Annotated in this window: 24 protein-coding genes; 19 read left to right on the top strand and 5 right to left on the bottom strand. The window is 46.4% G+C overall.

The genetic code is table 11. The annotated features are described in order from the left end of the window. Positions 1–38: 38 nt before the first annotated feature. From FW415_RS02220 to FW415_RS24870, 3 genes are all read right to left on the bottom strand, one after another. On the bottom strand, positions 39–2,048 hold the full coding sequence (locus FW415_RS02220; RefSeq protein WP_148382670.1) for a family 10 glycosylhydrolase: 2,010 nt from the start codon (positions 2,046–2,048) through the stop codon (positions 39–41). A 74-nt stretch (positions 2,049–2,122) separates the two neighbouring features. Continuing rightward, positions 2,123–2,539, bottom strand: coding sequence for a DUF2141 domain-containing protein (locus FW415_RS02225; RefSeq protein ID WP_148382671.1), 417 nt, complete (start codon positions 2,537–2,539; stop codon positions 2,123–2,125). A gap of 16 nt (positions 2,540–2,555) precedes the next feature. Further along, positions 2,556–2,705, bottom strand: a complete 150-nt coding sequence (locus tag FW415_RS24870; protein ID WP_168208630.1) for a hypothetical protein — start codon at positions 2,703–2,705, stop codon at positions 2,556–2,558. Between the two features lie 180 nt (positions 2,706–2,885). Here FW415_RS24870 and FW415_RS02230 point away from each other — a divergent pair, with 180 nt between their 5' ends. The 4 genes from FW415_RS02230 to FW415_RS02245 all read left to right on the top strand — a co-directional run bounded on the left by FW415_RS02230 (position 2,886) and on the right by FW415_RS02245 (position 7,267). Next, positions 2,886–3,473: a Crp/Fnr family transcriptional regulator gene (locus FW415_RS02230; RefSeq protein WP_148382672.1), complete on the top strand. Its 588-nt coding sequence runs from the start codon at positions 2,886–2,888 to the stop codon at positions 3,471–3,473. A gap of 78 nt (positions 3,474–3,551) precedes the next feature. Next, entirely contained in the window at positions 3,552–5,912 is a 2,361-nt protein-coding gene (locus FW415_RS02235; RefSeq protein WP_148382673.1) for a TonB-dependent receptor, read from the top strand. Positions 5,913–6,005: 93 nt separating this feature from the next. Then, entirely contained in the window at positions 6,006–6,521 is a 516-nt protein-coding gene (locus FW415_RS02240) for a YdeI/OmpD-associated family protein (protein WP_148382674.1), read from the top strand. Between the two features lie 32 nt (positions 6,522–6,553). Continuing rightward, entirely contained in the window at positions 6,554–7,267 is a 714-nt protein-coding gene (locus FW415_RS02245; protein WP_148382675.1) for a hypothetical protein, read from the top strand. 4 nt (positions 7,268–7,271) lie between these two features. Here the strand turns inward: FW415_RS02245 and idi are convergent, their stop codons facing one another. Both idi and FW415_RS02255 read right to left on the bottom strand, forming a co-directional pair. After that, on the bottom strand, positions 7,272–7,790 hold the full coding sequence (gene idi / locus FW415_RS02250; protein WP_148382676.1) for an isopentenyl-diphosphate Delta-isomerase: 519 nt from the start codon (positions 7,788–7,790) through the stop codon (positions 7,272–7,274). Positions 7,791–7,996: 206 nt separating this feature from the next. Further along, the gene (locus tag FW415_RS02255) at positions 7,997–8,497 is read right to left on the bottom strand and encodes an RNA polymerase sigma factor (RefSeq protein ID WP_148382677.1); all 501 of its coding nucleotides are present in this window, start codon (positions 8,495–8,497) and stop codon (positions 7,997–7,999) included. A 423-nt stretch (positions 8,498–8,920) separates the two neighbouring features. Here FW415_RS02255 and FW415_RS02260 point away from each other — a divergent pair, with 423 nt between their 5' ends. The 15 genes from FW415_RS02260 (at position 8,921) to FW415_RS02330 (ending at position 25,671) form a co-directional block, all read left to right on the top strand. Next, complete coding sequence (locus FW415_RS02260) at positions 8,921–10,201, top strand: nucleotide sugar dehydrogenase (protein WP_148382678.1); 1,281 nt, start codon at positions 8,921–8,923, stop codon at positions 10,199–10,201. Between the two features lie 244 nt (positions 10,202–10,445). Further along, a complete protein-coding gene (locus FW415_RS02265) occupies positions 10,446–12,803 on the top strand; it encodes an SLBB domain-containing protein (RefSeq protein WP_168208631.1) in 2,358 nt (785 codons plus the stop codon). Positions 12,804–12,837: 34 nt separating this feature from the next. After that, on the top strand, positions 12,838–13,917 hold the full coding sequence (locus FW415_RS02270; RefSeq protein ID WP_148382680.1) for a Wzz/FepE/Etk N-terminal domain-containing protein: 1,080 nt from the start codon (positions 12,838–12,840) through the stop codon (positions 13,915–13,917). 99 nt (positions 13,918–14,016) lie between these two features. Then, positions 14,017–14,619 (top strand): glucose-1-phosphate cytidylyltransferase, encoded by a 603-nt coding sequence (gene rfbF, locus FW415_RS02275; protein WP_305764225.1) that lies wholly within the window; start codon positions 14,017–14,019, stop codon positions 14,617–14,619. 171 nt (positions 14,620–14,790) lie between these two features. Continuing rightward, complete coding sequence (gene rfbG, locus FW415_RS02280; RefSeq protein WP_148382681.1) at positions 14,791–15,873, top strand: CDP-glucose 4,6-dehydratase; 1,083 nt, start codon at positions 14,791–14,793, stop codon at positions 15,871–15,873. Further along, the gene (locus tag FW415_RS02285; protein ID WP_148382682.1) at positions 15,870–16,763 is read left to right on the top strand and encodes an NAD(P)-dependent oxidoreductase; all 894 of its coding nucleotides are present in this window, start codon (positions 15,870–15,872) and stop codon (positions 16,761–16,763) included. Before rfbG ends, FW415_RS02285 begins: the two co-directional genes overlap by 4 nt. Next, positions 16,753–18,060 carry a lipopolysaccharide biosynthesis protein RfbH gene (rfbH, locus tag FW415_RS02290; RefSeq protein ID WP_148382683.1) on the top strand — a complete coding sequence of 436 codons (1,308 nt, stop codon included), beginning with the start codon at positions 16,753–16,755 and terminating at the stop codon, positions 18,058–18,060. The genes FW415_RS02285 and rfbH overlap by 11 nt, the downstream gene beginning before the upstream one ends. A 21-nt stretch (positions 18,061–18,081) precedes the next feature. Beyond that, on the top strand, positions 18,082–19,029 hold the full coding sequence (locus tag FW415_RS02295) for a glycosyltransferase family 2 protein (protein ID WP_148382684.1): 948 nt from the start codon (positions 18,082–18,084) through the stop codon (positions 19,027–19,029). After that, on the top strand, positions 19,017–20,216 hold the full coding sequence (locus FW415_RS02300; protein WP_148382685.1) for a lipopolysaccharide biosynthesis protein: 1,200 nt from the start codon (positions 19,017–19,019) through the stop codon (positions 20,214–20,216). Before FW415_RS02295 ends, FW415_RS02300 begins: the two co-directional genes overlap by 13 nt. Beyond that, positions 20,206–20,496, top strand: a complete 291-nt coding sequence (locus tag FW415_RS02305) for a hypothetical protein (RefSeq protein ID WP_148382686.1) — start codon at positions 20,206–20,208, stop codon at positions 20,494–20,496. Before FW415_RS02300 ends, FW415_RS02305 begins: the two co-directional genes overlap by 11 nt. Beyond that, positions 20,493–21,665: a glycosyltransferase family 4 protein gene (locus tag FW415_RS25495; protein WP_148382687.1), complete on the top strand. Its 1,173-nt coding sequence runs from the start codon at positions 20,493–20,495 to the stop codon at positions 21,663–21,665. The genes FW415_RS02305 and FW415_RS25495 overlap by 4 nt, the downstream gene beginning before the upstream one ends. Before the next feature lie 30 nt (positions 21,666–21,695). Further along, positions 21,696–22,409: a glycosyltransferase family 2 protein gene (locus FW415_RS02315; protein ID WP_148382688.1), complete on the top strand. Its 714-nt coding sequence runs from the start codon at positions 21,696–21,698 to the stop codon at positions 22,407–22,409. After that, positions 22,402–23,721, top strand: coding sequence for an O-antigen polymerase (locus FW415_RS02320; RefSeq protein ID WP_148382689.1), 1,320 nt, complete (start codon positions 22,402–22,404; stop codon positions 23,719–23,721). The genes FW415_RS02315 and FW415_RS02320 overlap by 8 nt, the downstream gene beginning before the upstream one ends. Next, positions 23,714–24,619 carry a glycosyltransferase family 2 protein gene (locus FW415_RS02325; RefSeq protein ID WP_168208632.1) on the top strand — a complete coding sequence of 302 codons (906 nt, stop codon included), beginning with the start codon at positions 23,714–23,716 and terminating at the stop codon, positions 24,617–24,619. Before FW415_RS02320 ends, FW415_RS02325 begins: the two co-directional genes overlap by 8 nt. Further along, positions 24,619–25,671 (top strand): glycosyltransferase family 4 protein, encoded by a 1,053-nt coding sequence (locus FW415_RS02330; RefSeq protein WP_148382691.1) that lies wholly within the window; start codon positions 24,619–24,621, stop codon positions 25,669–25,671. The genes FW415_RS02325 and FW415_RS02330 overlap by 1 nt, the downstream gene beginning before the upstream one ends. Positions 25,672–25,683: the final 12 nt, after the last annotated feature.

Raw genomic sequence — 25,683 nt, forward strand, 5'->3', positions numbered from 1 at the left:
GCTGCGCCGGGAAAATAGCATAAATCCGACATGTCGCGTCATTGCGCCACCAGCAAGGTTTTCACCCGTTCCCTGATATATCCGTTCTGCAGATAATGGTAAAGGTTCTTCCCGGGGCAATCGGTCTGGCTGGAATGATCGCGGTGGGAGGCAATGCTGTCTGCCGGGATGTTATACTTTTTACTGGCGTGGGCCAGCAGCCTGGTCAGCGCATCCAGTTGCCGGGGGTCCACTTCCTGCACTTCCAGGTTGCCGAGGCAGGTGATCAGCAGATGGCCGGAAGGGTCATATTCTGTGGCCGTCTCCCCAGCGGTGTATACATCGCGGCCTTCGTAGATGGTGCCGTCCGGTGCTATCAGGAAGTGATAGGGAATATCGCTCCATTTCCGGTCCGGCCCCATGCCCCAGACCTGCACATTACGGATCTTCCGGGCGGCATCTTCATTTGGCCCGAAGCGGGTGCCTTCATGATGGATGGTGATCTTTACCGGCTGATGCTGTTTATATGGCCGCGCGGGAACGGCGTTCCAGCCGGAACGCGGTACAATGGCCACATCGGTGAGGGTTAACAGCTGTTCTTTAAAGGCGCTTTCATTACCGGTACGGTCCACCGCGGTAACGGCAATATGGCTCAGGCGGTGCCGCCCCTGCTGAATATCGATCAATGCGGTGCGGTCGCTACGGTTGACGATCCTGTACGTCCACTTGTTGCCGTATTTCATATGCACTACCCAGCGGAACACGTCATTCGCATCGGTATGCGACCAGCTTGCGCGCACCTGCGTACCTTGCTGTGCGGCCTGTACCACCGGCATAGCAGGCGGCTCCGCGTCCAGCCAGGGGCTGGCCGGCACCAGGGCGTCATTGCTGTAGGGGCCGCGCAGCAGGGCCTGGGACATATTGGGATTGCTCACCACGGAAGAGAGGTTCCAGTGTACCGCGCCTTTGCTGGCCGGCAGCATGCCGCGCGTGATCATGATCTGGCTCATGGTCTCCTGTACGTTCAACGCGCCGGTATCCCGCCCGATGCTCATGCCCGGCCACAGGTGACGGGCCTGCGTATTTTCATTCGCCCACCAGCCCAGCAATACCGGGAAACTCAAGGGTATGCGGTTGATGGGCCAGTATAACTGCGGTGTGAAATAATCGATCCAGCCCTTGTTCAGCCAAAGCCGGGCATCGGCATATAATTCATCGTACTGATCAAACTCCGTAGCGCCGGGAGGATGGCCGGGGCGGTACACCCCGAAGGGGCTAAGCCCGAACTTCACATGCGGTTTCAGGACTTTGATCTCCCGGTACACCCGCTGTATGAACGTATTCACGGCATCCCTCCGCCAGTCTCCCCGCGAAAGCCTGCCTCCGGAAGCCTGGTAAGCTTTCCAGCTGGTGCTGTCCGGGAAATCCTCGCCGAAATTATAGGAAGGGTAGGGATAGAAATAATCATCGAAATGCACCCCATCGATATCATACCGTTTCACAATATCCATCACTACGGCAGCGGAATGGTCCTGCGTAGCTTTCAGGGCGGGATCGAACCACCAGTATCCTTCTTTAAGGAAAACCACCAGTTCCGGCCTTTTCTTCACAATGGAAGAAGCCGAGACCTCGCCGCCGACTTTATGATGGGCGCGATAGGGATTCAGCCATACATGCAGCTCCAGCCCGCGTTCATGGGCTTCCTTCGTCCAGAATTCCAGCGGATCGTAATAAGGGGATGGCGCTTCTCCCTGTGTGCCGGTGAGGTAATACGACCAGGGCTCCAGTTCGCTTTTGTACAAGGCATCAGCCTGGGGGCGTACCTGGAAGATGACTGCATTAAAGTGATGCTCCTGCAGGAAATCCAGCAGCCGGATGGCTTCTGCCTGCTGCTCCGCTGTGCTCAGGCCGGGTTTGGAGGGCCAGTCGATATTAGCGACCGTGGCTACCCAGGCCGCACGGAATTCCGCCGCCGCTTTAGGGGTGGATGGCGGAAGTGTTTGTGTAACAGGTTTTGTTGAAATACAGGCTTGCAACAATAAGAGTGCGAATAAGGCGTATCTGTGCATATGCTAAAAATACAGAAAGTTAGTCCTGTTAGCAAGCGCATACCCCATGATGCGGCATGTTTTCCACACCGGCACTACCTTAAACGGACGGGGAAAACCTGTTGCGCCCCCTTCACTTCAATGGTCGCCTCATTAAAAGTGGCCGGGCGCATGGCCGGTGTTCCGTTCGTGAAGCCGTATTTTTCCTGTGGAATGCCAATGAGGCTGAAGTCGAGATCCCCGTTGCCGTTCTCGTCAAGAAACACGGATATGGCGTATTTGCCGGCGGGGATCTTGTCGAATACCGCTTTTATTTCATCCTGCTGATCCACTTTGACCATTTTGACGAAAACGGTCTGTTTGGGTTTCATGAAAGTTTCTTTCTTGTCGTACCAACCAATGTATAAAGTGCCTTTTTTCTTTTCGATGTTGGTGATATGTACTTCCTGGCTGTGCTGGGCTTTTACGCCAAAGGACAGTAACAGGCATAAAACAGTTAGATGTAGCTGCATGCGGGGATTTTTTCAGTTATGGAATGCCGATGGTATCGTTATTATCGCCTCTTTTCTCGCCGGGCTTGTCTTTCGGCGGATTTTTCTTTACTGCAGGGCGGGATTTGTTGTCTTTTTTGACCGGTTCAGCCGGACTGCGGCCCTTGTGCTCAGGATGTTTTTCCATGGGTAACGTTTATGGATATAGCAGGGAATACTATGCCAATTTCCGGTGGCACAGCATTTGGGGTACTGGGCGGCTAAAGGCGGTAAAAAGAAAAAGGCGGCAGGCTGAGGGTGTGGGCAAAAGCCTTTATGACCAATAATAACCCGCCTGTTTTGGCGTTTGGGAAGAAACGCCCATCCAATGTCCGATACCTACGCCAGTTTCTTCCGGTATTTACGTTTTGTGGTGCCGGATATGGAAGATGAAGTCTTTCAGGCCATGATCCCCGTGCTTACCGTAAAAACTTACCGCAAAGGAGCGATCATCAGCCCGGAAGGAAAGGTCAACAATCTCACTTCTTTCATCGACTACGGTGTGGTTATGCCGTATAATTTCATCGATGGAAAAAAGCATGTATACAACTTCTTCTTCGAGAACGAATTCACCACCGATTACGAGAGCTTCCTTACCCGCCAGCCAGCCAAATACGGCCTGGAAGCGCTGGAAGATACCCGGCTTATCAATCTTCATTACGACGATCTGCAAAAGCTCTACCAGCGTTTTCACAAACTGGAAAGGGTGGGCCGGCTGGCAGCCGAAGCGCAGTTCCTCCGGCTGGTGGAGCGCAGCTTTTCCCTGCAATCGGAAAAACCTGAAGAGCGTTACCTCCGCATCCTGAAGGAAAAACCGCAGGTACAGCAAAGGGTGCCGCAATACCTGCTGGCGGCCTTTGTGGGCATCACGCCGGAAGCGCTGAGCCGTATCCGTGCCCGTCTTGCCAAAGCCTGAATTTATTGATCCGGATCAACAGGTATCACTTTATGATCCGTTTTCTTTGCCTGACGACTCAACAAAATGATCAGGCAAATGAAGAAATACCTGTTACTGGCAGTCCTGTGCTGCCCTATCCTCACTGATGCACAGCAAACCATCCGCGGGCGCGTTACGGACGAAGCCTCCAAAACCCCTGTCCCGGGCGTTACGGTAGTAGTGCTGCATACACAACCCGCCATCGGCGCCATCACGGATGCCAATGGAGATTTCAGGCTTAGTGATGTGCCGCTCGGCCGGCAGTCCCTGCAATTCAGCTCCATGGGATATGAGACCATTGCGCTGAATGCCGTGGTGGTCACCGCCGGGAAAGAAGTAGTACTGCAGGTGGCGCTTACAGAAAAGTTCACCCGGCTGAAAGATGTGGAGATCACCTGGCAAAGAAGCAAAGACAAACGGTTGACCAATAACGATATGGTAGCCGTCAGCGCCAGGCCCTTCAATATGGATGAAACCAAACGGTATGCCGGCTCCCTCGGCGATCCCGCCCGGATGGCTGCCAACTTCGCGGGAGTAGTGTCCACCAACGACACCCGCAACGATATCATCATCCGCGGCAACTCCCCCAACAGCATGCTCTGGCAGTTGGAAGGGCTGAACATCCCCAACCCCAGCCACTTCGGCGCGCTCAACAGCATGGGTGGCTCGGTGAGCATGCTCAATAACAATAACCTGGACAAATCCGATTTCATGACCAGTGCTTTCCCCGCCCAATACGGCAACGCCCTGGCCGGCGTATTCGACCTCCGGCTGCGGGACGGCAACGATGAAAAACATGAATTCCTCGCACAGGCCGGGTTCAATGGATTTGAAGCCGGAGCGGAAGGTCCCGCTGGCAGGAAGAACAAAGCCACCTATCTTGTCAATGGCCGCTACTCTACCCTCGCGGCCTTCCAGCAACTGGGCCTCAATGTTGGCACCGGCTCCGCCACCCCGGAATATGCAGACGTCAATTACAAGATCAGCACACCCGTCGGGAAGAAGAGCAAACTTTCGCTCTGGGGCCTTTGGGGGCAGAGCAGCATCGACATCCTGGGACGGGATTATGATTCTACCCGCACGCAGGCTTACGGCAATGCGTACTCGGACCGGTATGCCCGTTATCAGACCAATATCACCGGTCTTACTTACGCGCATCGATTCGGCGCCCGCACCACCGCAAAGTTGACCATCGGCTACAGCAGCACCAATGAAAAATTCGACCGGGATTCGCTCAGCACGGACAATATCAACATCGCCACACCGGACTGGTACTGGCGTTTCGAAACGCGTAAATATTCCGCCGCGTTCAGTCTGCATCACAAATTCAACGCCCGGCACAATATCGTCACCGGTATCACCGGCGACCTCACCGACTATTCCATCTTCAATAAACGCATCTACAACGGCACTACCGACAAAGTGCTGGCGGATAAAGACGGGCAGCTATCCCTGCTGCAATCCTTCATTCAATGGAAATACCGGATCACCGACCGGTTAAGTCTCGTCAGCGGCCTGCATCATCAATACCTCAGCATCTCCGCCAGCCAAAGCCTGGAACCCCGGCTGGGCCTGAAGTACACCGTTCATCCCGCGCATACGCTGGGCATCGGTTACGGTCTGCATAGCCAGATGGACAACATCATGACCTATGCCGTGGTCACTCCCACGCCGCAGGGGAACATCTATACCAACGAATCGCTGGGCTTCGGGAAGAGCCATCATGCGGTATTGTCGTGGGACTGGCAGATCAGCGCCAGCACGCATCTGAAAACGGAAGGTTACTATCAGTCGCTTTTCGATATCCCCGTTACGCAGCGCCCCGGCTCATTCTCCACGCTCAACCTCGGCGCGGAAAGCATTCCCACGATCATGGACAGCCTGGTGAATGCCGGCACCGGCCGGAATTACGGCGTGGAGATCACGCTGGAACGCAACTTCAGTAAAGGGTATTACTACCTGCTCACCGCATCGGTATTCGATTCGAAATACAAAGGCAGCGATGGCATTGAACGTAATACGGCATTCAATATGGGCACCGTGTTCAATATCCTGGCCGGGAAGGAATGGCAGCTGGGCCGGCGGAACCGGGTGCTGGGGCTGAGCGGGAAGGTCTCCGCCGTGGGAGGGCGTTATCTTTCCCCTATCGATTACGCCAAATCCATCGAAGACGGGGAAGTGCAGTACGACGATACCCGCGCCTATTCAGAGAAACAAAGCAATTATTTCCGGGCGGACGTGAAGCTCTCCTACCGCGTGGAATACAAACGCGCCACATTGGAATTTTCGCTGGACCTCCAGAATGTCACCAACAACGAGAATATTTTCCGGCAGGACTGGAACGCAAGGCAGCAGCGCGTCACCGACAACTACCAGCAGGGATTCTTCCCGGTGCCGTTCATCCGGTTCACCTTCTGAATCTTTTTTGGACAAGGATGGCGTAAGGGCAGGTCAATTTATTGGCCTGCCCTTTTTGATTTTTCTTAATTTTATCCCCCCAAACCACACGCTATGATCAAGTTCACCGCTATCCTGAAAAAGTATGCAGACCAGGGCGAAAAGACCGGATGGACCTACATCGACATACCTGCAGACATTGCCGGCAAGCTCAAACCCGGGAATAAAAAATCCTTCCGCGTAAAAGGCCGGCTGGATGAATATGCCATTGAGCAGGTAGCGCTTATGCCCATTGGCGAAGGCGATTTTATCATGCCCGTCAATGCCACGATGCGCAAGGGCATCGGCAAGCGGCAGGGCGCTTCGCTGAAAGTGCAGCTGGAAGTTGATGACGCAGGTTTCAAGCTGAATGAGGAGTTCATGGCCTGTATGGAAGACGAGCCGAAAGCGCTGGCCTTTTTCAAAAGCCTGGCGCCGGGGCATCAGCGTTATTTCAGTAACTGGATAGACAGCGCAAAAACCGAAGGCACCCGCGCAAAGCGGATCGCACAGACGATCAATGCGATGGAAAAGAGCATGAATTTCGGGGAGATGATACGGGCGATGAAGGCGGAGAAGGATAGGTACTAGTTTAACTTTTCCTTAGTAAAAAACAGGATATCTTGTCCGCATACACCATGCGCAAGGTACTATCCTTCATATGCACGATCTGCCTGTTGTCTCTCTCCGCACAGGCACAATCCGTTCTGCAGGGACGGATACTCGGGCGCGATTCCCTCCCGCTGGCCGGTGTTTCCATTCAAAACATCAACACAAAAGCGATCACCATTTCCGGCAATGACGGTTTTTATTCGATCCCGGCAAATGATCCGGATACCGTTCTTTTCCGTGCTATCGGTTATGTTACATTGGCCCTGCGCGCTGCGCTCGTGCCGCAGTCATTATATCTGCGCCCTTTGGTGACTGATCTGCAGGGCGTGGAGATCATCAAACGCAACTATCTGAAAGATTCGCTGGAGCGGCGGGAGGAATTCCGGAAGGGGTTCGATTTCCGGCGGCCGAAATTCGGGGAGGTGGTGAAGGTCATTCCTATGGGTATCGGCATCAATATTCATCAGTTATACAAAGCCGTCTCTTTCAAAAGCAATAAAAAAGCGGATGTATTCAAGGAAAGATTGATCAATGATGAGCAGGACCGGTATGTGGACCAGCATTTCACGCCGGAGCTGGTGGCCAGGCTTACGGGGCTGGACGGGGACAGCCTGCAGCATTTTATGCTGCGTAACAGGCCGGGTTATGCGTTTGTGAGCGGGTCATCGCAGTATGATCTGTTGGTGTTTATCCGGCAGGCGGTGGAAAGGTACCGGCATCCCTGATTTTTTACTGCTCAATATACACCGCAATCTTCGGGAAAGCGATATGGAACCAGTGTGTGAAGGTTTCGGGGGCGGTGAGCAGCAGGCGGCGGACCTCATCGGGAGAGGCAAACTTATAGTTCATCACCTCGCTGCTGTCTGGCTGCACGGGGCCATCATACTGACCGATCAGCACATGATCGAATTCGTGCTCGGTGAGGCCATTGTCGAATTCCGCGCGGTAGGTGAAGCTGAATATCTCTTCCAGATCGCAGTCGAATCCCATTTCTTCCATGAGGCGGCGGTGAGCCGCGGTGAGAACGTCCTCATCCGGGAGGGGGTGGCTGCAGCAGGTATTGGTCCACAGTCCGCCGGAGTGGTATTTGTCCAGCGCGCGCTGCTGGAGCAGCAGTTCACCTTTGGCGTTGGTGATGAACACGGAAAAGGCGCGGTGGAGCAGACCTTTCTGGTGGGCTTCCAGTTTTTCCATAGTTCCGACAGGTTCGTCCTGTTCATTGACCAGTATGACGGGCGGTAGTAACATAGCGATAAAAATAACAATTTACGGCAGAATACTGCGAAATAACAGCAGTGGGGACGGTGTACCGGGGGACATGACGCTTTTGTCGGTGATATGTGGTTGCCGTACGGCACACCAGGCACAACAAGGTCATCACCGGGCGGGTCATTCACCGAAGCATGAAAAAGATATTTTATCTGGAGGGAGAGTCGGGTTAGAAGAAAATCGGGTTAAAAGCGGGCCACCTGGGCCTTTAGCATTTTACGGGCGAAGTGGATACGGCTTTTGATGGTTCCGAGTGGTTCTTCCAGGATATCGGCTATTTCGAAGTACTTGAATCCGTCGAGATACAGTACAAAAGGTTTTTTAAATATAACGGGCAATTTGTGCACGGAAGTCTGAATGTCTTTGATCCTCAATACGCTTTCCGCCTGATTTCCGATGATAACCTGCTGGGAATTGAGGAGGAAATCGTTGGAGGTGTTATCGAAGCAGAGGTGTTGTTTGGCTTTTCGCCGGTAGTTGTTAATGAAGATGTTGCGCATGATGGTGTAGAGCCAGGCGCGGATATTGGTTCCGGCGAGATACTTCTCCTGGTTGGAGAGGGCTCTGAACATGGTTTCCTGGTAAAGATCTTTTGCCGATTCGGCGTCTTTGGTCAACGTAATGGCGAAAGGTCTTAGAAAGTCAGCATTGCTGAGCAATAGGGTGTTAAATTCAGCGGATGACATATTGTTTAATTTTTGTTATTTCAATTTAAACAAAAAAAAGCGTTACTCCAAACAATTTCCGCGTTATTTTTCCGTTTGCGGGCACAGGATACGGATGATTAATAATTTAATAATCAATGATTAGTGTTTTGAATGGAGTATTTTTTGATAATTTGCTCAGGACGGTCAACAGGGGTATTTTATGTTTAACTATTCATTCATATTATTTAAAACAAATGTGATTTATGGTGTATATAGCAAAGCCGTGGGAGAACGGCATAATTATTTACGGAGAAAGTGCCGGGGTGGATTGGGGGTTTTGAAAAAATTCTCTCCGTTTTTTGATAAATTTGCCGGTTCAGCAGACGGACAAAGCATTTCAGCTTACCCGGATGGCGTTAACAAATAATCCCGTCACCTGATCTCAGTAACCAAATCCCGATAATGAAACCGAATCACAACATTGCAATCATTGGCCTGGGCTACGTAGGTCTGCCCCTGGCCATTGAGTTCGCTAAAAAATTCCCTACCCTTGGCTTTGACATCAACACCCACCGCATTGCCGAACTATCCGGCGGAGAAGATCATACGATGGAAGCAGACACCGAAGCGCTGCTATCCGTCATGCAGCCGGCACCGGATAAAGGACTGAAATTTTCCGCCAACCCGGAGGATCTCCGGCAGTGCAATATCTACATCGTTACCGTTCCCACGCCGATAGACCAGTTCAAAGCCCCGGACCTGAAGCCGCTCCTGAAAGCCACGGAGATGCTGGGTAGTGTGCTCAAAACCGGTGATATCGTTATTTATGAATCCACCGTATATCCCGGCTGTACGGAAGAAGATTGTGTTCCGGTGCTGGAAAAGGCATCCGGACTGCAATTCAACAAAGATTTCTTTTGCGGTTATTCCCCGGAAAGGATCAACCCGGGCGACAAGGTCAATACCCTCACCAAAATAAAGAAAGTGACCTCCGGCTCCACCCCCGGGATCGCGGACCAGGTGGATGCCCTGTACGGCAGCATCATCACCGCGGGCACCCATAAGGCGCCGAGCATCAAAGTAGCGGAGGCATCCAAGGCCATCGAGAACGCGCAGCGGGATGTCAATATCAGTTTTGTGAATGAGCTGGCATTGATATTTGACCGGATCGGTATCGATACCACGGATGTGATCGAGGCGGCGGGGACCAAATGGAATTTTCTCAAATATAAACCCGGACTGGTAGGCGGTCATTGCATCGGCGTTGACCCTTATTACCTGGCCCATAAAGCCGAATCCCTGGGTTACCACCCCCAGGTGATCCTATCCGGCAGGCGGGTGAACGACAATATGGGCATGTTTGTTGCCAATAAGGTGGTGAAGCTCATGATAAAAAAGGGGCATAAGATCGATGGCTCCAAAGCGCTGATCCTGGGGGTGACGTTCAAGGAGAATTGTCCGGATGTACGGAATTCAAGGGTGGTGGATATTTATAAAGAGCTGGTGCAGTTCGGTGTTTGTGTAGATGTGTACGACCCGCACGCCTCCCGGGAGATCGTGGAAAAGGAATACGGCATCGGGCTGTGCGATCCGCCGGAAACCGGCTATGATGCCGTGATACTGGCGGTTTCCCATAAGGAGTTCCTGGAAATGGACTTTTCGAAGATCACGAACGGGAAAAATGCGGTAATATTCGATACAAAATCATTTTTAGACCGGGAAATGGTGGACGGAAGGCTGTAAAATGCCCACTGATTTTCAATTGGCTAACATTTATATGTTATTTTTAATAAATTTGCCGATCCTTTTTCGTGAACCCCGGATATGGCAGGGGATTTGCGAATAACGGCCAACATTCAATTAATCCGAGAAAAGCTTTATATCTGAATACTGCATGAAGAAATTAATATTGGTCCAAATTTTCTTGCTGGCAGGTTTGTGTGCGTTTGCCCAGATACCCTCTCCGACCCAGATACAGCAAATGAAGGTGGAAAATCTGTCGGATGAGCAGGTACGCCAGATGGTGGCGGAGATGAAGCGGAACAAGATATCGTTTGATCAGATAGACAGTTATGCCCAACAGAAAAGCATTCCCCAATCGGAAGTCATCAAGCTGAAAGACCGGATCAAAATGCTTAACCTGGATAAAGAACTGACCGGAAATGGCCAGCCGCAGGTCGTGGAACAGGAACAGGCCGACCGTTCCGTGAGTGACGGCACCACCATATCCGCCCGGGATATAGAACCGATGACCGAAGCGGAAAGAAAAAGGGCGAAAATATTCGGGGCAGAGCTTTTCAGCAATAAAAATCTCACTTTCGAGCCTAACCTCCGCATGGCCACCCCGCCCAACTATCAGCTGGCGCCGGGTGACGAAGTAGTGATAGATGTATATGGATACTCCGAAGTACAGCATAAATTGAAGGTTTCCCCCGAAGGACATGTGCGCATCCCCTATCTCGGTCCGGTGTACGTTAACGGGCTGACAATGGATGCGGCCACCACCCGCATCACCCAGCAGCTTACCTCCATCTATGGCGGCATCAAATCCGGTAACACTTTCGTGCAAGTGTCCCTGGGCAATATCCGGAGCATCCGGGTATTACTGATCGGGGAAGTAGTGCGGCCGGGTTCTTATACTGTGCCCTCCCTGGCTACAGTGGCCAATGCATTATACGTATCAGGTGGGCCTGATGAAAACGGCTCCTTCCGCGATATCCAGGTGATCCGCAACGGGCAGCCGGTCGCGCATTTTGACCTGTATGATTTCCTGCGGGACGGTGATCTGACCAATAACATTGTACTGCAGGACCAGGACATCGTAAAGGTGAATCCCTACAAAACACGGGTGGAACTGACCGGGGAAGTTAAACGTCCCGCTATATTCGAGGTCAAAGACGGCGAAACGCTGCAGGATGTGATCAATGTTGCCGGCGGGTACACGGATATTTCTTTTAAAGATGTGATCAGGGCTTACCGTATCAATAATAAGGAACGGGAGGTGGTGAATATTTCGGCGGATGAAGTGGCGGCATTCCAGCCACGCTCCGGCGATAAATATTTCGTGGACGCGGTACTGAACCGCTTCTCCAACCGCGTGATGATCTCGGGGGCAGTGTTCCATCCCGGAGAATATGCGCTGGAAAGCAATATGACCGTAGCCGACCTGATCAAAAAAGCCGATGGGGTGAAGGAAGAGGCCTCCCTGGGCCGCGCGATCATCTTCCGGCTGAATGAGGACTACACCCCTGCCGGGACCAGTTTTAGCCTGGATGATGTACTGTCCGGCAAACAAACCGTGGCCCTCAACCGGGAAGACAGTGTGGTGATCTATTCCAAGCTGGAGCTGCGGGAAGATTACCAGGTGAAGATCAGTGGACAGGTGAATTCCCCGGGGTATTTTACGTATGCGGATTCCCTGCATGTGGAAGACCTGATCCTGATGGCCGGGGGCCTTCGCGATGCGGCCTCCCTGAAAAGAGTGGAGGTAGCGAGGCGTATCCGCGGGAAAGCCTATAATCCGACTGATTCTGCTGTAGCTATCGTGGCGCAATTTGATATTGCGGCTGATTTGAGTCCCTTAGCCGGGTTTGCCTTGCAGCCGTTTGATGAGGTGGTGATACGGAAATCCCCTACTTATGTGGAGCAGGCGACTGTTTCTATTGACGGGGAGGTGGTGTATCCGGGGGCTTATACCATCAATTCCAAAAGAGAGCGGATATCTGACCTGATGAAAAGAGCGGGGGGATTGAGGCCAGAGGCATATTCCGAGGGGGCCGTGCTTTTGCGGAGGACATTTGCGAATTCTTCGGATAGTGCGCTGCTGGAGAGTAAATTGCAGGTGTATTATAATAAGTTGCAGGATAGTGCGGATATTTATAAAGTCCAGAACACGATTTCGCGTAAAGATCAGCTGCTTGGCATTAACCTGGAGGAGATCGTTAAACATCCAGGGTCGAAGTTTGATCTGTACCTGGAGGAAGGAGATGTGATCAGGATTCCCAAGAAATTACAGACGGTACAGTTATTTGGGGAGATCTATTTTCCGAAGAAGGTGCGGTTTGACAGGAGGATTGATTTTAGGGATTATATTCGTGGGGCTGGGGGTTTTACGAATGGGGCGTTGAAGAGGAGGAGTTATGTGGTGTATGCGAATGGGGAGGTGAAGAGTACGCGGAAGGTTTTGTTTTTTAATAGTTATCCTAAGGTGAAGCCGGGGGCGGAGATTTATGTACCGAAGAAAAGCGAGCGCAAAGGACTGTCCGGACAGGAGATTGTGGGTCTGTCCACTGGTATTGCTTCCATAGCCTTGATTATTTTTACGATTCTGGACAGGACTAACTAACCGCCTTTTAAGGTGAAAAATTATATAGCATCCCATGGAGTCAACAAAACCTGTTTCCTTTAAGCAAGAAGATGAGATATCGTTAAAGGATCTCATTCTGAAAATTCAGGAATGGCTAAAATATTTAAGAAGAAAATGGCTTACTATACTAATCTTTGGCATTTTAGGGGGAAGTTTAGGGCTTACATATTCGTTTATTAAAAAACCGGATTATACAGCAGAACTGACTTTTGTACTGGAAGACAGCAAAGCTAATACTTTAGGGGCATACGCTGGTCTGGCAAGTCAATTCGGGATAGATCTGGGCGGAGCATCCGGGAATGGAATTTTCAGTGGTGATAATATACTCGAGTTTCTAAAATCGCGGCTAATGATAGAAAAAGCCCTGTTATCTCCAATGATCGGACAAAATAAAGTTGAAAGTCTTGCCGATTATTATTTAGACATAAGCGGGTTGGCCGAGGCTTGGGAAAAAGATTCCTCCCTTAAAAACATACGCTACCCGCTTACAGAGAACAGGAATAACTTCACCCTTAAGCAAGATAGTGTTCTGAATGTAATTTATACAACTCTTCTCAAGAAAAACCTAACCGTTGTTAAACCGGACAAGAAACTAAGTTTTATTTCCGTACAATGCATCTCAAAAGACCAGCATTTTTCAAAGCTTTTTATTGAACGTCTGGTGAAAGAAGCGATAGATTTTTATGTACAAACCAAAACCCAAAGGTCAAAGATCACTGTAGATAAGCTGCAAGAAAAACTTGATTCCATCACGTTTCTGCTTAATCGAAAGACTTTATCCGTTGCCGCGTCCCAGGATATGAATTTAAATCCTGCGCGAAGTGTGGCCGGAGTAAATATAGAACTCGCATCCAGAGATAAAATGGTGTTGCAGACGATGTATGCCGAGGTAATGAAAAACCTTGAGCTGAGCAAAATGGCTATGGCACAGGAAACGCCTATCATACAAATAGTAGATACTCCGATCCTTCCACTTAAAAAAGAAAAATTAGGGAAACTGAAAGGACTGATAATAGGCGGATTCCTCGGTGGTTTCTTAATTATTCTCTGGTTGCTTATCAGGCGTATCTATAGTGAAACAATGAGTCAATAAAATATTTGATGCAAAGCCCTTCTGGAGTCGAGTATTGCTAAAATGCAACACCACTAATATTCCCGAGATGGACTATTAATTGTATAAATTAACTATTATATGAAAGTTGTAATTCTTGCCGGCGGTTTAGGCACACGGTTATCAGAAGAAACATCCTTAAGGCCGAAACCAATGGTAGAAATAGGGGGTATGCCTATTCTATGGCATATTATGAAAATATACTCCTCTTATGGATTTAATGATTTTGTCATTTGCCTTGGGTACAAAGGATATATCATTAAAGAATACTTTGCGAACTACTTCCTGCATAAATCAGATGTGACCATTGACCTGAAGAATAACTCGCTAAGTATCCACGACTCACAGGCTGAACCCTGGACTGTAACTCTGGTGGATACCGGAATTTCGTCCATGACAGGAGGAAGAATTAAAAGAATTGAGCGATTTATTGGTAGCGAGTCATTTTTTCTCACATATGGAGACGGCGTTGGCGATATAGATATTCCCCAGCTCTTGGAATTCCACCGTAGCAATAATAGAACCTGCACGGTTACCTCCGTACAACCGTCAGGCCGGTTCGGAACTTTAAATATTAAGGATGACATGAAAGTGGAATCTTTTATTGAAAAACCCAAAGGAGATGGCGCATGGATCAATGGCGGTTTTTTTGTGTGTGCCAACCAGAAATTTTCAAATACATAGCGGGCGACGACACAGTTTTTGAAAAGGAACCTCTTGAGAATCTCGCCAAAGATGGCGAACTGGTCGCTTTTAAACACACTGGTTTCTGGCGACCGATGGACACTCTTCGTGACAAACAGGGCCTTGAAGAATTGTGGAACTCGGGAAATGCACCTTGGAAAATAGTTTGAGATGAAAGAAAAGATTGATATTATAACAAATGCCTTTGCCGGCAAAAGGGTATTTGTTACAGGTCATACAGGCTTTAAAGGATCCTGGATGGTTGCATGGTTACACCTGTTGGGGGCAAATGTTAGAGGATATGCATTGGCCCCGCAGGGAAAAGATGCACTTTACTCTCAGATCGACGGCGATAAGTTATGTGATTCGGTTATCGCCGACATCCGGGACGAGGCAAAATTAAAGCAGGAATTAGTCTCTTTCCGGCCGGATTTCGTTTTTCATCTTGCCGCCCAGCCTCTGGTAAGGAAATCGTACGAAATTCCGCTGGAGACATTTGATACGAATGTAATGGGCACTGCATATGTATTAAATGCAGTGCGGGATGTGTCTACCCCCTGTACGGCCGTGATAATTACCACTGACAAGGTTTACGAAAACAGGGAATGGCTATACCCGTACAGGGAAAATGAGCCACTGGGCGGATATGATCCGTATAGCGCAAGCAAAGCCGCCTGTGAAATTGTTTGCGGGGCATACAGAAACAGCTATTTTAATCCTTCTGACTATGTAACTCATAAAAAATCTATCTCGACTGCAAGAGCCGGAAATGTTATTGGTGGCGGCGATTGGGCTGAGAACAGAATTATCCCTGATCTTATAAGGGCGTTTAGCAAAAAACAGGAATTGTCGGTAAGAAACCCGGAAGCTATACGTCCCTGGCAACACGTAATGGAACCGCTATTCGGCTATCTTCTACTGGCTGCATTGATGGCCAAAGAACCTATCCGGTTTGCCGCAGCGTGGAACTTTGGGCCCGAAGCGAAAGACACTCTTACAGTGAAGGATCTCGTTGAAATCGCAATCAAGCAATGGGGCAGCGGACAGATGAGGGTTGAGAACCCCAAACACCAATACCATGAAGCAAATTTACTGAAACTGGACATCAGCATGGCCGTCGGCATGTTAGGCTGGACTCCTCGCTATTCTGCAGAAAAAAGTATCGAAGTAACCATAAACTGGTATAAGGACTATCTGGATGGAAAGAATGCATTTGACATTATGAAAGATCAAATTAAAGCCTATACAAGTTGAAGATACTAATTACAGGTGGCAGCGGTTTTCTTGGAAAACATCTTATCAGGCATTTATTAGCCGAAAAGTATCATGTAATTGCACTGTTACGTAAAAACTCTGATATCAGCAGATTGCCGGTCAAAGACCAACAGCTCAGTTTGGTTTTTATTGAAGAGCTGGATTATGATAATTTCTTCAAGGCCGAGGCGCCCTTTTCTGCAATGGTACATTGCGCCACTAACTATGGCAGAACCGCAACGGGGTTATCAGAAGTATTGCAGGATAACTTGATGTGGCCTACCCTGCTTCTGGAATATGGTATCAAATATTCCTGTGGATTATTTATTAATACAGACACCTTTTTTGCGAAACAACAAAAGGCTCAAAGTTACTTGCAGGCATACGTATTATCCAAATACCTGTTCCGGGAAATACTGAAAGCGAAAAGCAGCATCATCCCTGTCGTGAACTGCAGACTGGAACATGTTTACGGCCCAGAAGATGGAGCGGCAAAATTCACGACATACATACTTCGTGAATTGCTGAAGAATGCAGAGACCATTGAGTTATCTGATGGCTGGCAAAAAAGGGACTTTGTATACATTGAAGATGTGGCCAGAGCCTATGCTTTGATTCTCAACTATTTACCAAGGTTTCGCGGGTTCTCAGAATATGAAATAGGTACCGGAGAGAGCCATTCTATCCGGGAATTTGTTACAACCCTAAAAAACATGATACCAGGGAACAATACTATTTTAGACTGGGGGGCCTTACCAATGCGAAGAAACGAAATCGAAGATTCATTTGCCGATATATCAGCCCTCCTGAACCTAGGATGGGCTCCGAAGTTCGATCTTAACAAAGGAATTTATCACTTATTAGAACACCATAAAGTCCATGGAATTTAAGAACCTAGATATGCAACTGGCGGCTACTTTAAAAAGCGTCGCAGAGAAGAATGTAAATAGAATTATAACTCCAGGCAAAGACTACATACCTGTAACAGGAAAAATTTTAAGCAGCGATGATCTGTTGCTGGGGGTAGATGCTGTATTGGACGGATGGCTTACAACTGGAAGATTCGGCCCCCTTTTTGAACGCGAGTTTGCAAAATGGTTCGGTTCACGCTTCTCTACGCTTGTGAATTCCGGTTCTTCCGCAAATCTTGTCGCATTTTATGCCCTTACTTCCCCAAAATTAGGTGACAAGGCCATTCAACCTGGTGACGAAGTGATTACCGTTGCAGCGGGGTTCCCGACAACCGTTAACCCCCTTATTCAATTTGGGGCCATACCGGTTTTTGTGGATGTTGATATTCCAACATACAACATCAAGGCAGAATTGATAGAACAGGCAGTTAGTCCTAAAACCAAAGCAATCTTTATTGCTCACACATTAGGCAACCCATTTAATCTCGATGAGGTAATGCGTGTAGCAAAAAAATATAATCTTTGGGTAGTAGAAGATGATTGCGATTCACTCGGAGCTACATATAAAGGAAGAAAAACTGGCACTTTTGGAGATCTGGCCACGGTATCATTTTATCCAGCCCATCATATTACCATGGGTGAAGGAGGTGCAGTGCTTATCAATAACACGTCTTTAAAGAAATTTGTGGAAAGCTTCAGGGACTGGGGCCGTGATTGCTGGTGCGAGCCGGGTAAAGACAATACTTGCGGCAAACGGTTCGACTGGCAATTAGGTGAACTACCTTGCGGCTATGACCACAAGTACACATATTCTCATATCGGGTTTAATCTTAAAGTAACAGATATGCAGGCGGCCATCGGGCTCAGCCAGTTAAAAAAGGCTGATATCTTCGTGGAGAGGAGAAAAACTAATCACAAATTACTTTATAAGAAGCTCAAACAGTTTGAAGAACATTTTATTCTCCATGAGGCAACTGAGCACAGCGATCCCAGCTGGTTCGGCTTTATGATCACCCTGAGAGAAGGAAGCAAATTGAATAGGAACGCTCTTGTTCAGCATCTGGAAGAAAAAAAAATAGGCACACGGCTACTGTTTGCTGGCAATCTGGTAAAACAACCTGCATACAAAAATATACAGAAAAGAATAGTCGGCGATCTTACCAATACGGATATTATCATGGAGCGATCATTCTGGCTGGGTGTCTGGCCGGGATTAAATGAAGAACATTACGATTATATTTCGGAAACGATCAAAATCTATATTCATACGCTCTAACTTACCATAGAAAGTAACAGGATGTTATTATCAATTTTGATACCGACCTATAACAGGCAAAAATTCTTATTAAAGAACCTTGAGATTCTTTGCGCCATTATTACTGAAAATAACCTAAATAACGATGTTGAAATAATCATTTCAAACAATTGTTCACCTGATTCAACATCACAAAAAGTCAGGATATTCATGGAAATGTATCCGGACATCAAGATTACTTTTTTCGACCAGCCACAGAATATCGGCTTAGAAGCGAATGCGCTGCTTGTATTGAGCGAATCACATTCCGAATATGCAATGTACCTTGGGGATGATGACTATCTGACTAAAGAATATCTCGTACAGCTTGTTAAAAGGATTAAGGTATGCAGGGATATTTCATGCATAATTCCATCATACCAGAATATCAACCCGGAGGGGAATCATATCAATGATGGACGTGACATTGGACTTAAAAGCCAAGTTTATTCAGGAGGATTTGAAAACTGTCTTGAAAATTCATTCAGAGGTCACCAGTTAAGCGGCCTGACATTCAAGCAGGAAGGCCTGCTGGATACGTACAGAAAAAATGCTGTCCAAAATATGTATCCGTTTATCTATTTTGTTTCCAGGTGCTGCTTAGATGGGAAAACATGGCATTTTACAGACTACCCCGTGTTGGTAACTGCAGCTCCGCAAAAAGATAAGGATTGGGGCTATGGCAACGATGGACTACTCGCGAATATTTTTGATAATTATAAAAAACTCGAAGGTATAAATACAATTCAGCGATCTAAGCTGGAACTTAGATTCTTGTTTAGGCAACATTGGAGATATGATATGTATCTGTCAAAGGGAAAACTAATTTTCGCCAATGTGGTACTAAATATAATAAAGAGCCGAAATACAAGCTGGCCAACTAAGATTATCTTTCCAGGTTATATTACTTATCGAATGGTACGTAAAATAGTGCGAAAATGTCTTCCTTAAAAAAGCAATTCCTTACAGGCGTAGTATATTCTGTAGGAGCAAAATATATCGGCTTATTCGTTCAATTAGTGATCACCGGAATCCTCTCAAGGATACTGAAGCCCGATGATTTTGGTATTGTCGCCATTGCAACCGTTTTCATCCTGTTCTTTACACTATTAGGTGAGGTGGGGATCGGCGCCGCTATTATTCAAAATAAGATGCTTTCCCCAAAAGAAATACAAAGCATTTTCTCTTTTTCAATTTACATTGGCATAACCCTCGCATTTGTATTTTTTTTATTATCAGGCAAAATCGCGGATTTTTACAATCGGCCCGAGCTAGAAAGAATCTGTCGGCTGCTTTCCTTAAATATCCTGTTTGCCAGCTTCAACGTAGTATTAAATGCCCTGCTGCTTAAGGAAAAAAAATTCAGGTTTATTGCGTTAAGAACCCTATTGATACAGATCATAAGCGGCATCATTGGTATTGCAGCTGCATATGCAGGGCTTAAAACCTATGCGTTGATTCTATATGCGATTTCCGCTTCTGCTTCTATGTTTATCTTCAATTACCTAAAAAGTCCGCTCTCCTTCGAGCTATTCCCCAAATTACCTGCAATCCGAAAAATATTCAGATACTCTGCCTATCAGTTCCTTTTTAATTTCATCAACTATTTCTCACGTAACCTCGATAAATTACTGATCGGAAAATTCCTTTCCCCAGTATTATTGGGTTTCTATGACAAGGCATACCGCTTGATGCTGCTGCCCGTCGAAAATCTCACCTACGTATTGGCGCCGGTTATCCACCCTTTTTTTTCGGATTTCCAGCAGGATAAACAGCGGATTCTTGAAAATTATATGAAAATTGTACGGGTGCTGGCGCTAGTTGGTTTTCCTATTTCCGTTTTCCTTCATTTTTCGGCAGCAGAACTAATATCCATCATTTTTGGTCCGCAATGGGGCGCGGCGGTTCGCCCCTTCGAGATACTGGCCTGGAGCGTTGGCCTCCAGATAGTTCTTTCAAGTGCAGGCCCCATCTTTCAGGCCGCCAATAATACTAGGCTGCTGTTTATCTCCGGTTTATTGTCAGCAATAATTATGGTGTTAGGCATATTGTACGGTATTTTATTGCCAAAAGCCTGGACGGTGTCGCCTATGGTCTGCTCACCGCATTCTTTATTAACTTCGTACAATGCTACTTGATGCTCATCAAAATGCTGGATGGGAGTTTGTCCGTATTCATCGGGCTATTCAAGGTCCCCTTGATACTGGCAGCTTTCGTGTTTGTTTTGGAGGGATTACTGAACAAATTTGTGCAGTTGCACCATCCTATCGGCAGTTTTTTACTCAAATCCGCTGTTTTAGCGATAGCATTAGTTATTGGCGTGATAATATCGGGGGAGCATCGCCAGCTAATAAAATTATTACAAACATTACTAAAAAGACGATAATACAACAACCTGCATTACGACAGTTACTATGATAAGTACCAAGAAAAGAATAGCTTTTTTTACGCACTATACAGAATTATATGGTGCGAACAAGTCATTGATCAACTTGGCGGAAGGGCTCCTCAAAGCGCAACTGGCTGAAGTAATGCTGGTAACGCCAGCCGAAGGCAAAATAACAGGGTTTGCCAAAAAAAACAGCATTCCGTACCTGATACTTCCTTTTTATAACGAAATTCAATATAATCCAAGAAAGGGAATAACCGGCACACTAAAAAACATTTTCAAGCTGCTCTACAACTGGATGCTGGTTCTAAGGCATTCCCGGAAGCTGGACAGATTCGACATTATCCATTCGAATTCCTCTGCTACCCTCATTGGTGCATATTTTGCCCGATGGAAACAAAAGCCGCACATCTGGCATATCAGGGAATACGGATGGGAAGACTATAAATTCACCTACAATTTCGGATACTCGTATTTTCAGCGCTGGTTAAACAGATCCTCGGCAATAATTGGGATTAGCGAGGCCATTTATCAGCAAAGGATAGCTTCCAGCCTTGTAAAAACAAAAGTCGTGATATATAACGGCGTGATCTTCGCCGACGATATTCCTCCCCCTTCAATTGATCCGGAAACACAGCGCATATCCGACAAAGTAATCTTTGCCATTATCGGACTGATAAGGGAAGAGAAAAATCAAATGGAGGCCTTACAGGCATTTCAGCAAATTAATGAGATGCACAACAAAGCAGAGTTGTGGATCATTGGGGATGGCGATCCTGAATATATTCATGTGCTGAAAACATTCGTATCCCGAAACGGCCTCAGTAATTGTGTGAAATTCACCGGATTTTTGGATGATATAACACCGGTATACAAATCACTGTATTGCCTTCTCATGTGTTCAACCAATGAGGCGATGGGTAGGGTTACTATTGAAGCGATGGTAAATGATGTACCGGTTATCGGGTATAACAACGCAGGTACTGCGGAAATCATCAGGGACAATTACAACGGCTTGTTATATTCCGATGGGCCTGCTGAATTGTCCCAAAAAATGAAGTTGCTTCTTAACAACAGCGGGCTCGTAAAAAAAATAAAACACAACGCCCGCCTCGAAATACTGGAAAAATTCACCATAGAAAAATATAGCGAAAGCGTTTATAATATTTATAAAAACGTATTGTTTTCTACTCATTGAATTACTAACTTACTTTAATAAAACGGATACATGGAGCCATTAATTTCAATTATTACAGTTGTATACAACGCAGCTGAAACATTGGAAGAAACCATAAAAAGCGTTATTACCCAAAAATACCAACGACTTGAATATATAATAATTGACGGGGGCTCCACTGACGGAACACTGGACATAATAAAGGAATACGAAGATAATCTTACCAAATGGATAAGTGAAAAGGATAAAGGCATCTATGATGCTATGAATAAGGCACTGCAGCTTGTTACCGGGGACAGGGTGTATTTCCTGGGAGCAGACGATACGCTCCGTGAAAATATTCTCCATAATATCAGCGACTACCTGAAAGATGATAAAAAGGTCTATTACGCCAATGTATGGTACATACACCGTAAAATTACCTACGATGGCAAATTCAGTAAATTTAAATTCGCATTAAGGAATATCAGCCACCAGGCAATATTTTATCCGGCCACAGCTTTCAAGAATCAAGAATTTGAACTTCGATATAAATACCTGGCAGATTATGTGTTTAATCTGAAGCTTTTCGGTTCAGGAAAATTCGAATGGGAATACATTCCGCTAACTGTGGCCAATTATAACGATGGCGGATCCTCGGGAAGTAACCCGGACAATCAGTTTGATGCTGACCGTTTTACTTTGCTGCAGTCGGCATTTCCATTTTATGTGTATTATTACGCCAAGATGCGGTCATATATAAAGAAAATCGTCAGAAATGGATAACTATGAGTTCCTGAAAATATTCTCATCCAATCTGCATATTTATGTTCTGGTACTGATTTCTTTATCAGTATTATACTATCTCTTGTTCAGGAAAGTCATTTACGGAATTATGGATCCATATTTCCTGAGCCTTGTATACTCCACTTTTGCTACCAGCGTGGTAGTGTTTCTATATTTCACAGAGCATATTTCTACTTATCTGTTTATAAATTTCTGTCTCTCCCAGACAGCCTTTTTTATTGGTTTTTTTGCACTAAGGAAGGTTAACCTCCTCAATACACCCAAAGAAACGTCGAGGCCTTTGGGCAATACCCCGTTTACCAAACTGATTTTTTTTCTTATTACCTCGTCCATGTTCATCGTCTTTCAATTCTATACCTATTGGGAAAGAGGCATCCCACTTTTCTATGCATCCAGGCTTGAATATTTTGAAGGAGGCTCCGGTTTTGGCATCTTCTCAAGGTTTCTCAGCGTGTTGACTGTTGTTTCCTTATACGCTTTCATGGACCTCCTGTCTTCCAGAAAGGCCTACAAATCTTTTTCTCTTTTCTTCTACGCATGCTTTTATGTCCTGGTTCTCTTTGCAAGCCTCCTTCTATCAGGTAGCAAATCGTCGTTCCTGATTATTATGTTCGTTGCATTTAGCTACTTCTATTTTAACGGAAGGATTAATGAGCTGATGGCTGTCTGGAAGAAATGGCGAACGATAATACTAAGCTCTTGCTTCATCTTAGTTTTGTTTATCATTACCATACAGGGTGGACAGGAAGGCGGAAATATTCTTACATCCATTACAATGCTTGGCTATCGGTTTATGAGTAGTGGCGACATATTCTGGTATTCTTATCCAAACGACCTCGTTTTTACATACCCCTATCACATCAATGGGTTCCAGATGCTGTTTAACGATCTCCTGGGATTCCTCCGCGTATATTCGTGGGAACAACTAAGATTTCATCCCGGCGAATATTTTTATAAACTACATCACTATTCTGAAATAACTCAGGGGGCGAATGCGCGCCATAACCTGTTCGGGCTATTATATTTCGGATACGGCGGTTCTGTTATTTTTTCCTTTTGCCTTGGCTTACTGGTTTCATTTGTCAGGTTCCAGCTACCTAGGTATAGCAGATATAAAGGAATAATCCTCCCTTCATTTGCAGCTTTTTTGTTTATCAAAGGGCTTTCGCTGGAAGGTGACCCTACATTGTTCTTTACCAGCCTAAACAATGTCCTGGTTGTTTTTTTTCCGGTCCTTATTATATATTTACTTGTAGAATCGTTTTTCAGGGTCAAAAATGTATATGCCTAAATTGTCAATAATTATTCCGTATTATAAAGGAAAGAGTTTTTTAATCCGGCTTCTTGATTCAATTTTCCGGTCTTATTCAGGTATCTCAGGTAAATTGGATATTGAAATACTAATCTTGATCGATTGTAGTACTCCACTTGATGTCGTTACAACTTTGATCAATGACAACTTAACCGCGGAACAATCGGGGATTATCAAAATATTCCGGAACGAAAAAAACTTTGGAGTAGCCCGTACCAGAAACAGAGGTTTTAAACTTTCTATTGGAGACTATATCCATTTCATTGACCAGGATGATGAAATAAGCACTGACTTTTTTGAAACAATATTGCCTCTCCTTGGTAAAAAAGACTTCATATTATCCAACGGGATCATAATGGATACGGACAGCAAGGTACAATATCAGCTATATAACCTCGCACCTGTAGTAAATCTCAGGAAACTGATCCTGAAATCCTTCATCCGCTCCCCAGGGCAGGTGGTACTAAAAAGGGCACTCGTGGAAGACATCCGGTTTACCTCTGCGAGAAAATATTTCGGGGCAGACGATAAGTTTTTCTGGATTGACATTTACCTTTCAACCAAAGAAATAAAATCAGCTTACATTAACAAATGCTTGTATATAGCTCATAAACATAGGAAAAACTACAGCAATAATTACAGAGAGCTATCCTTAAGTTGCCTTGAACTTTGGGAACAATTCCGCCCACGGATGAATTCCCCGCAGCAAATTGCCCTGATGGAGCAAGACATCCGGATACAACGGTTTATACTGAGAGACTTTCGCTCTGCCGGTGATCGACTCCGTTGTTGCTGGGACTTCCTGATGTATAAGGTCGACCTCAACTCATTTATCAGGTTTTTAAACAAGAGTATTAAAAAACTGTACACTAAGTAATGAAGATTGCATTCATACTTCCCGCGTTGGCTAACAAAGGTCCCATTGTTGTTGCCAGGGATATAATAAATGTGCTGGTGAAAGAAGGCCATGTGATCGATGTGTTTTTTTTTGACGAGAAAAATGAAATCGCTCTCGATGCCTCCTCTTCCAGGAAAATCACTATGAAGGAGACAATCCCGTTCGATGAATACGACATCGTTCACAGCCACGGCCTTCGGCCGGATTATTATATATGGAAACACAGGCGGCATATCAGGACAAAATGTTGTACTACCATGCATAATTATATTCATGAAGACCTCAAATTCCAATACAATCAACTGGTAGCTACGCTCTTCGGCTTTTTATGGACACGCTTCCTGAAAAAACAGGACCACGTTTTTGTATTAAGTAACCATATGAAACAATATTACACCCGTTGGATCTCCGCTGATAAAATCGAAGTGATTTACAACGGAAGGTCTTTTCCTGATATAGGGAGCGCTCTCCGGCAGGACGAGTTAGCGAAACTAGAGAAATTAAAAAAGGAATTCATTGTGCTTGGCGTTATAGCCCAGCTTACTAAACGGAAGGGGATTGATCAGGCTATAAAAATACTACCTCAGTTGCCCGGGTACTGCTTATTAGTTGTTGGCGACGGTAAAGAAAAGGAACAGTTGGAGCGACTAGCTGAACAATATAAGGTAGAAGACCGTTGTATATTCTGGGGTTATCATAAAAATGGGAGCCTGTTTATGTCTCTCATAGATATTTATCTTATGCTCTCCAGATCCGAGGGTTTCCCTCTTTCGCTAATAGAAGCTGCATCCCAGGGCATCCCCACTGTATGCTCGGGGATACCAATTTTCAAAGAGGTATTTACCCAACAGGAAGTAACGTTCTTTGAGCTGGAAAACGAACAGTCCTTATTTCAGGCCATCACATCCATCAATTACCTTAGGGATACATATAGCCAGAAAATAAGCCAGTTTTACCAGAACAGATTAACAGCTGAGATCATGGGTAATAATTACCTGCTGGCCTATAAAAGGCTGGCTGCAGTCAACTAAATGGGAAATTTT

Origin of the sequence: Chitinophaga sp. XS-30 (genome assembly GCF_008086345.1) — a bacterium.
GTDB lineage: Bacteria > Bacteroidota > Bacteroidia > Chitinophagales > Chitinophagaceae > Chitinophaga.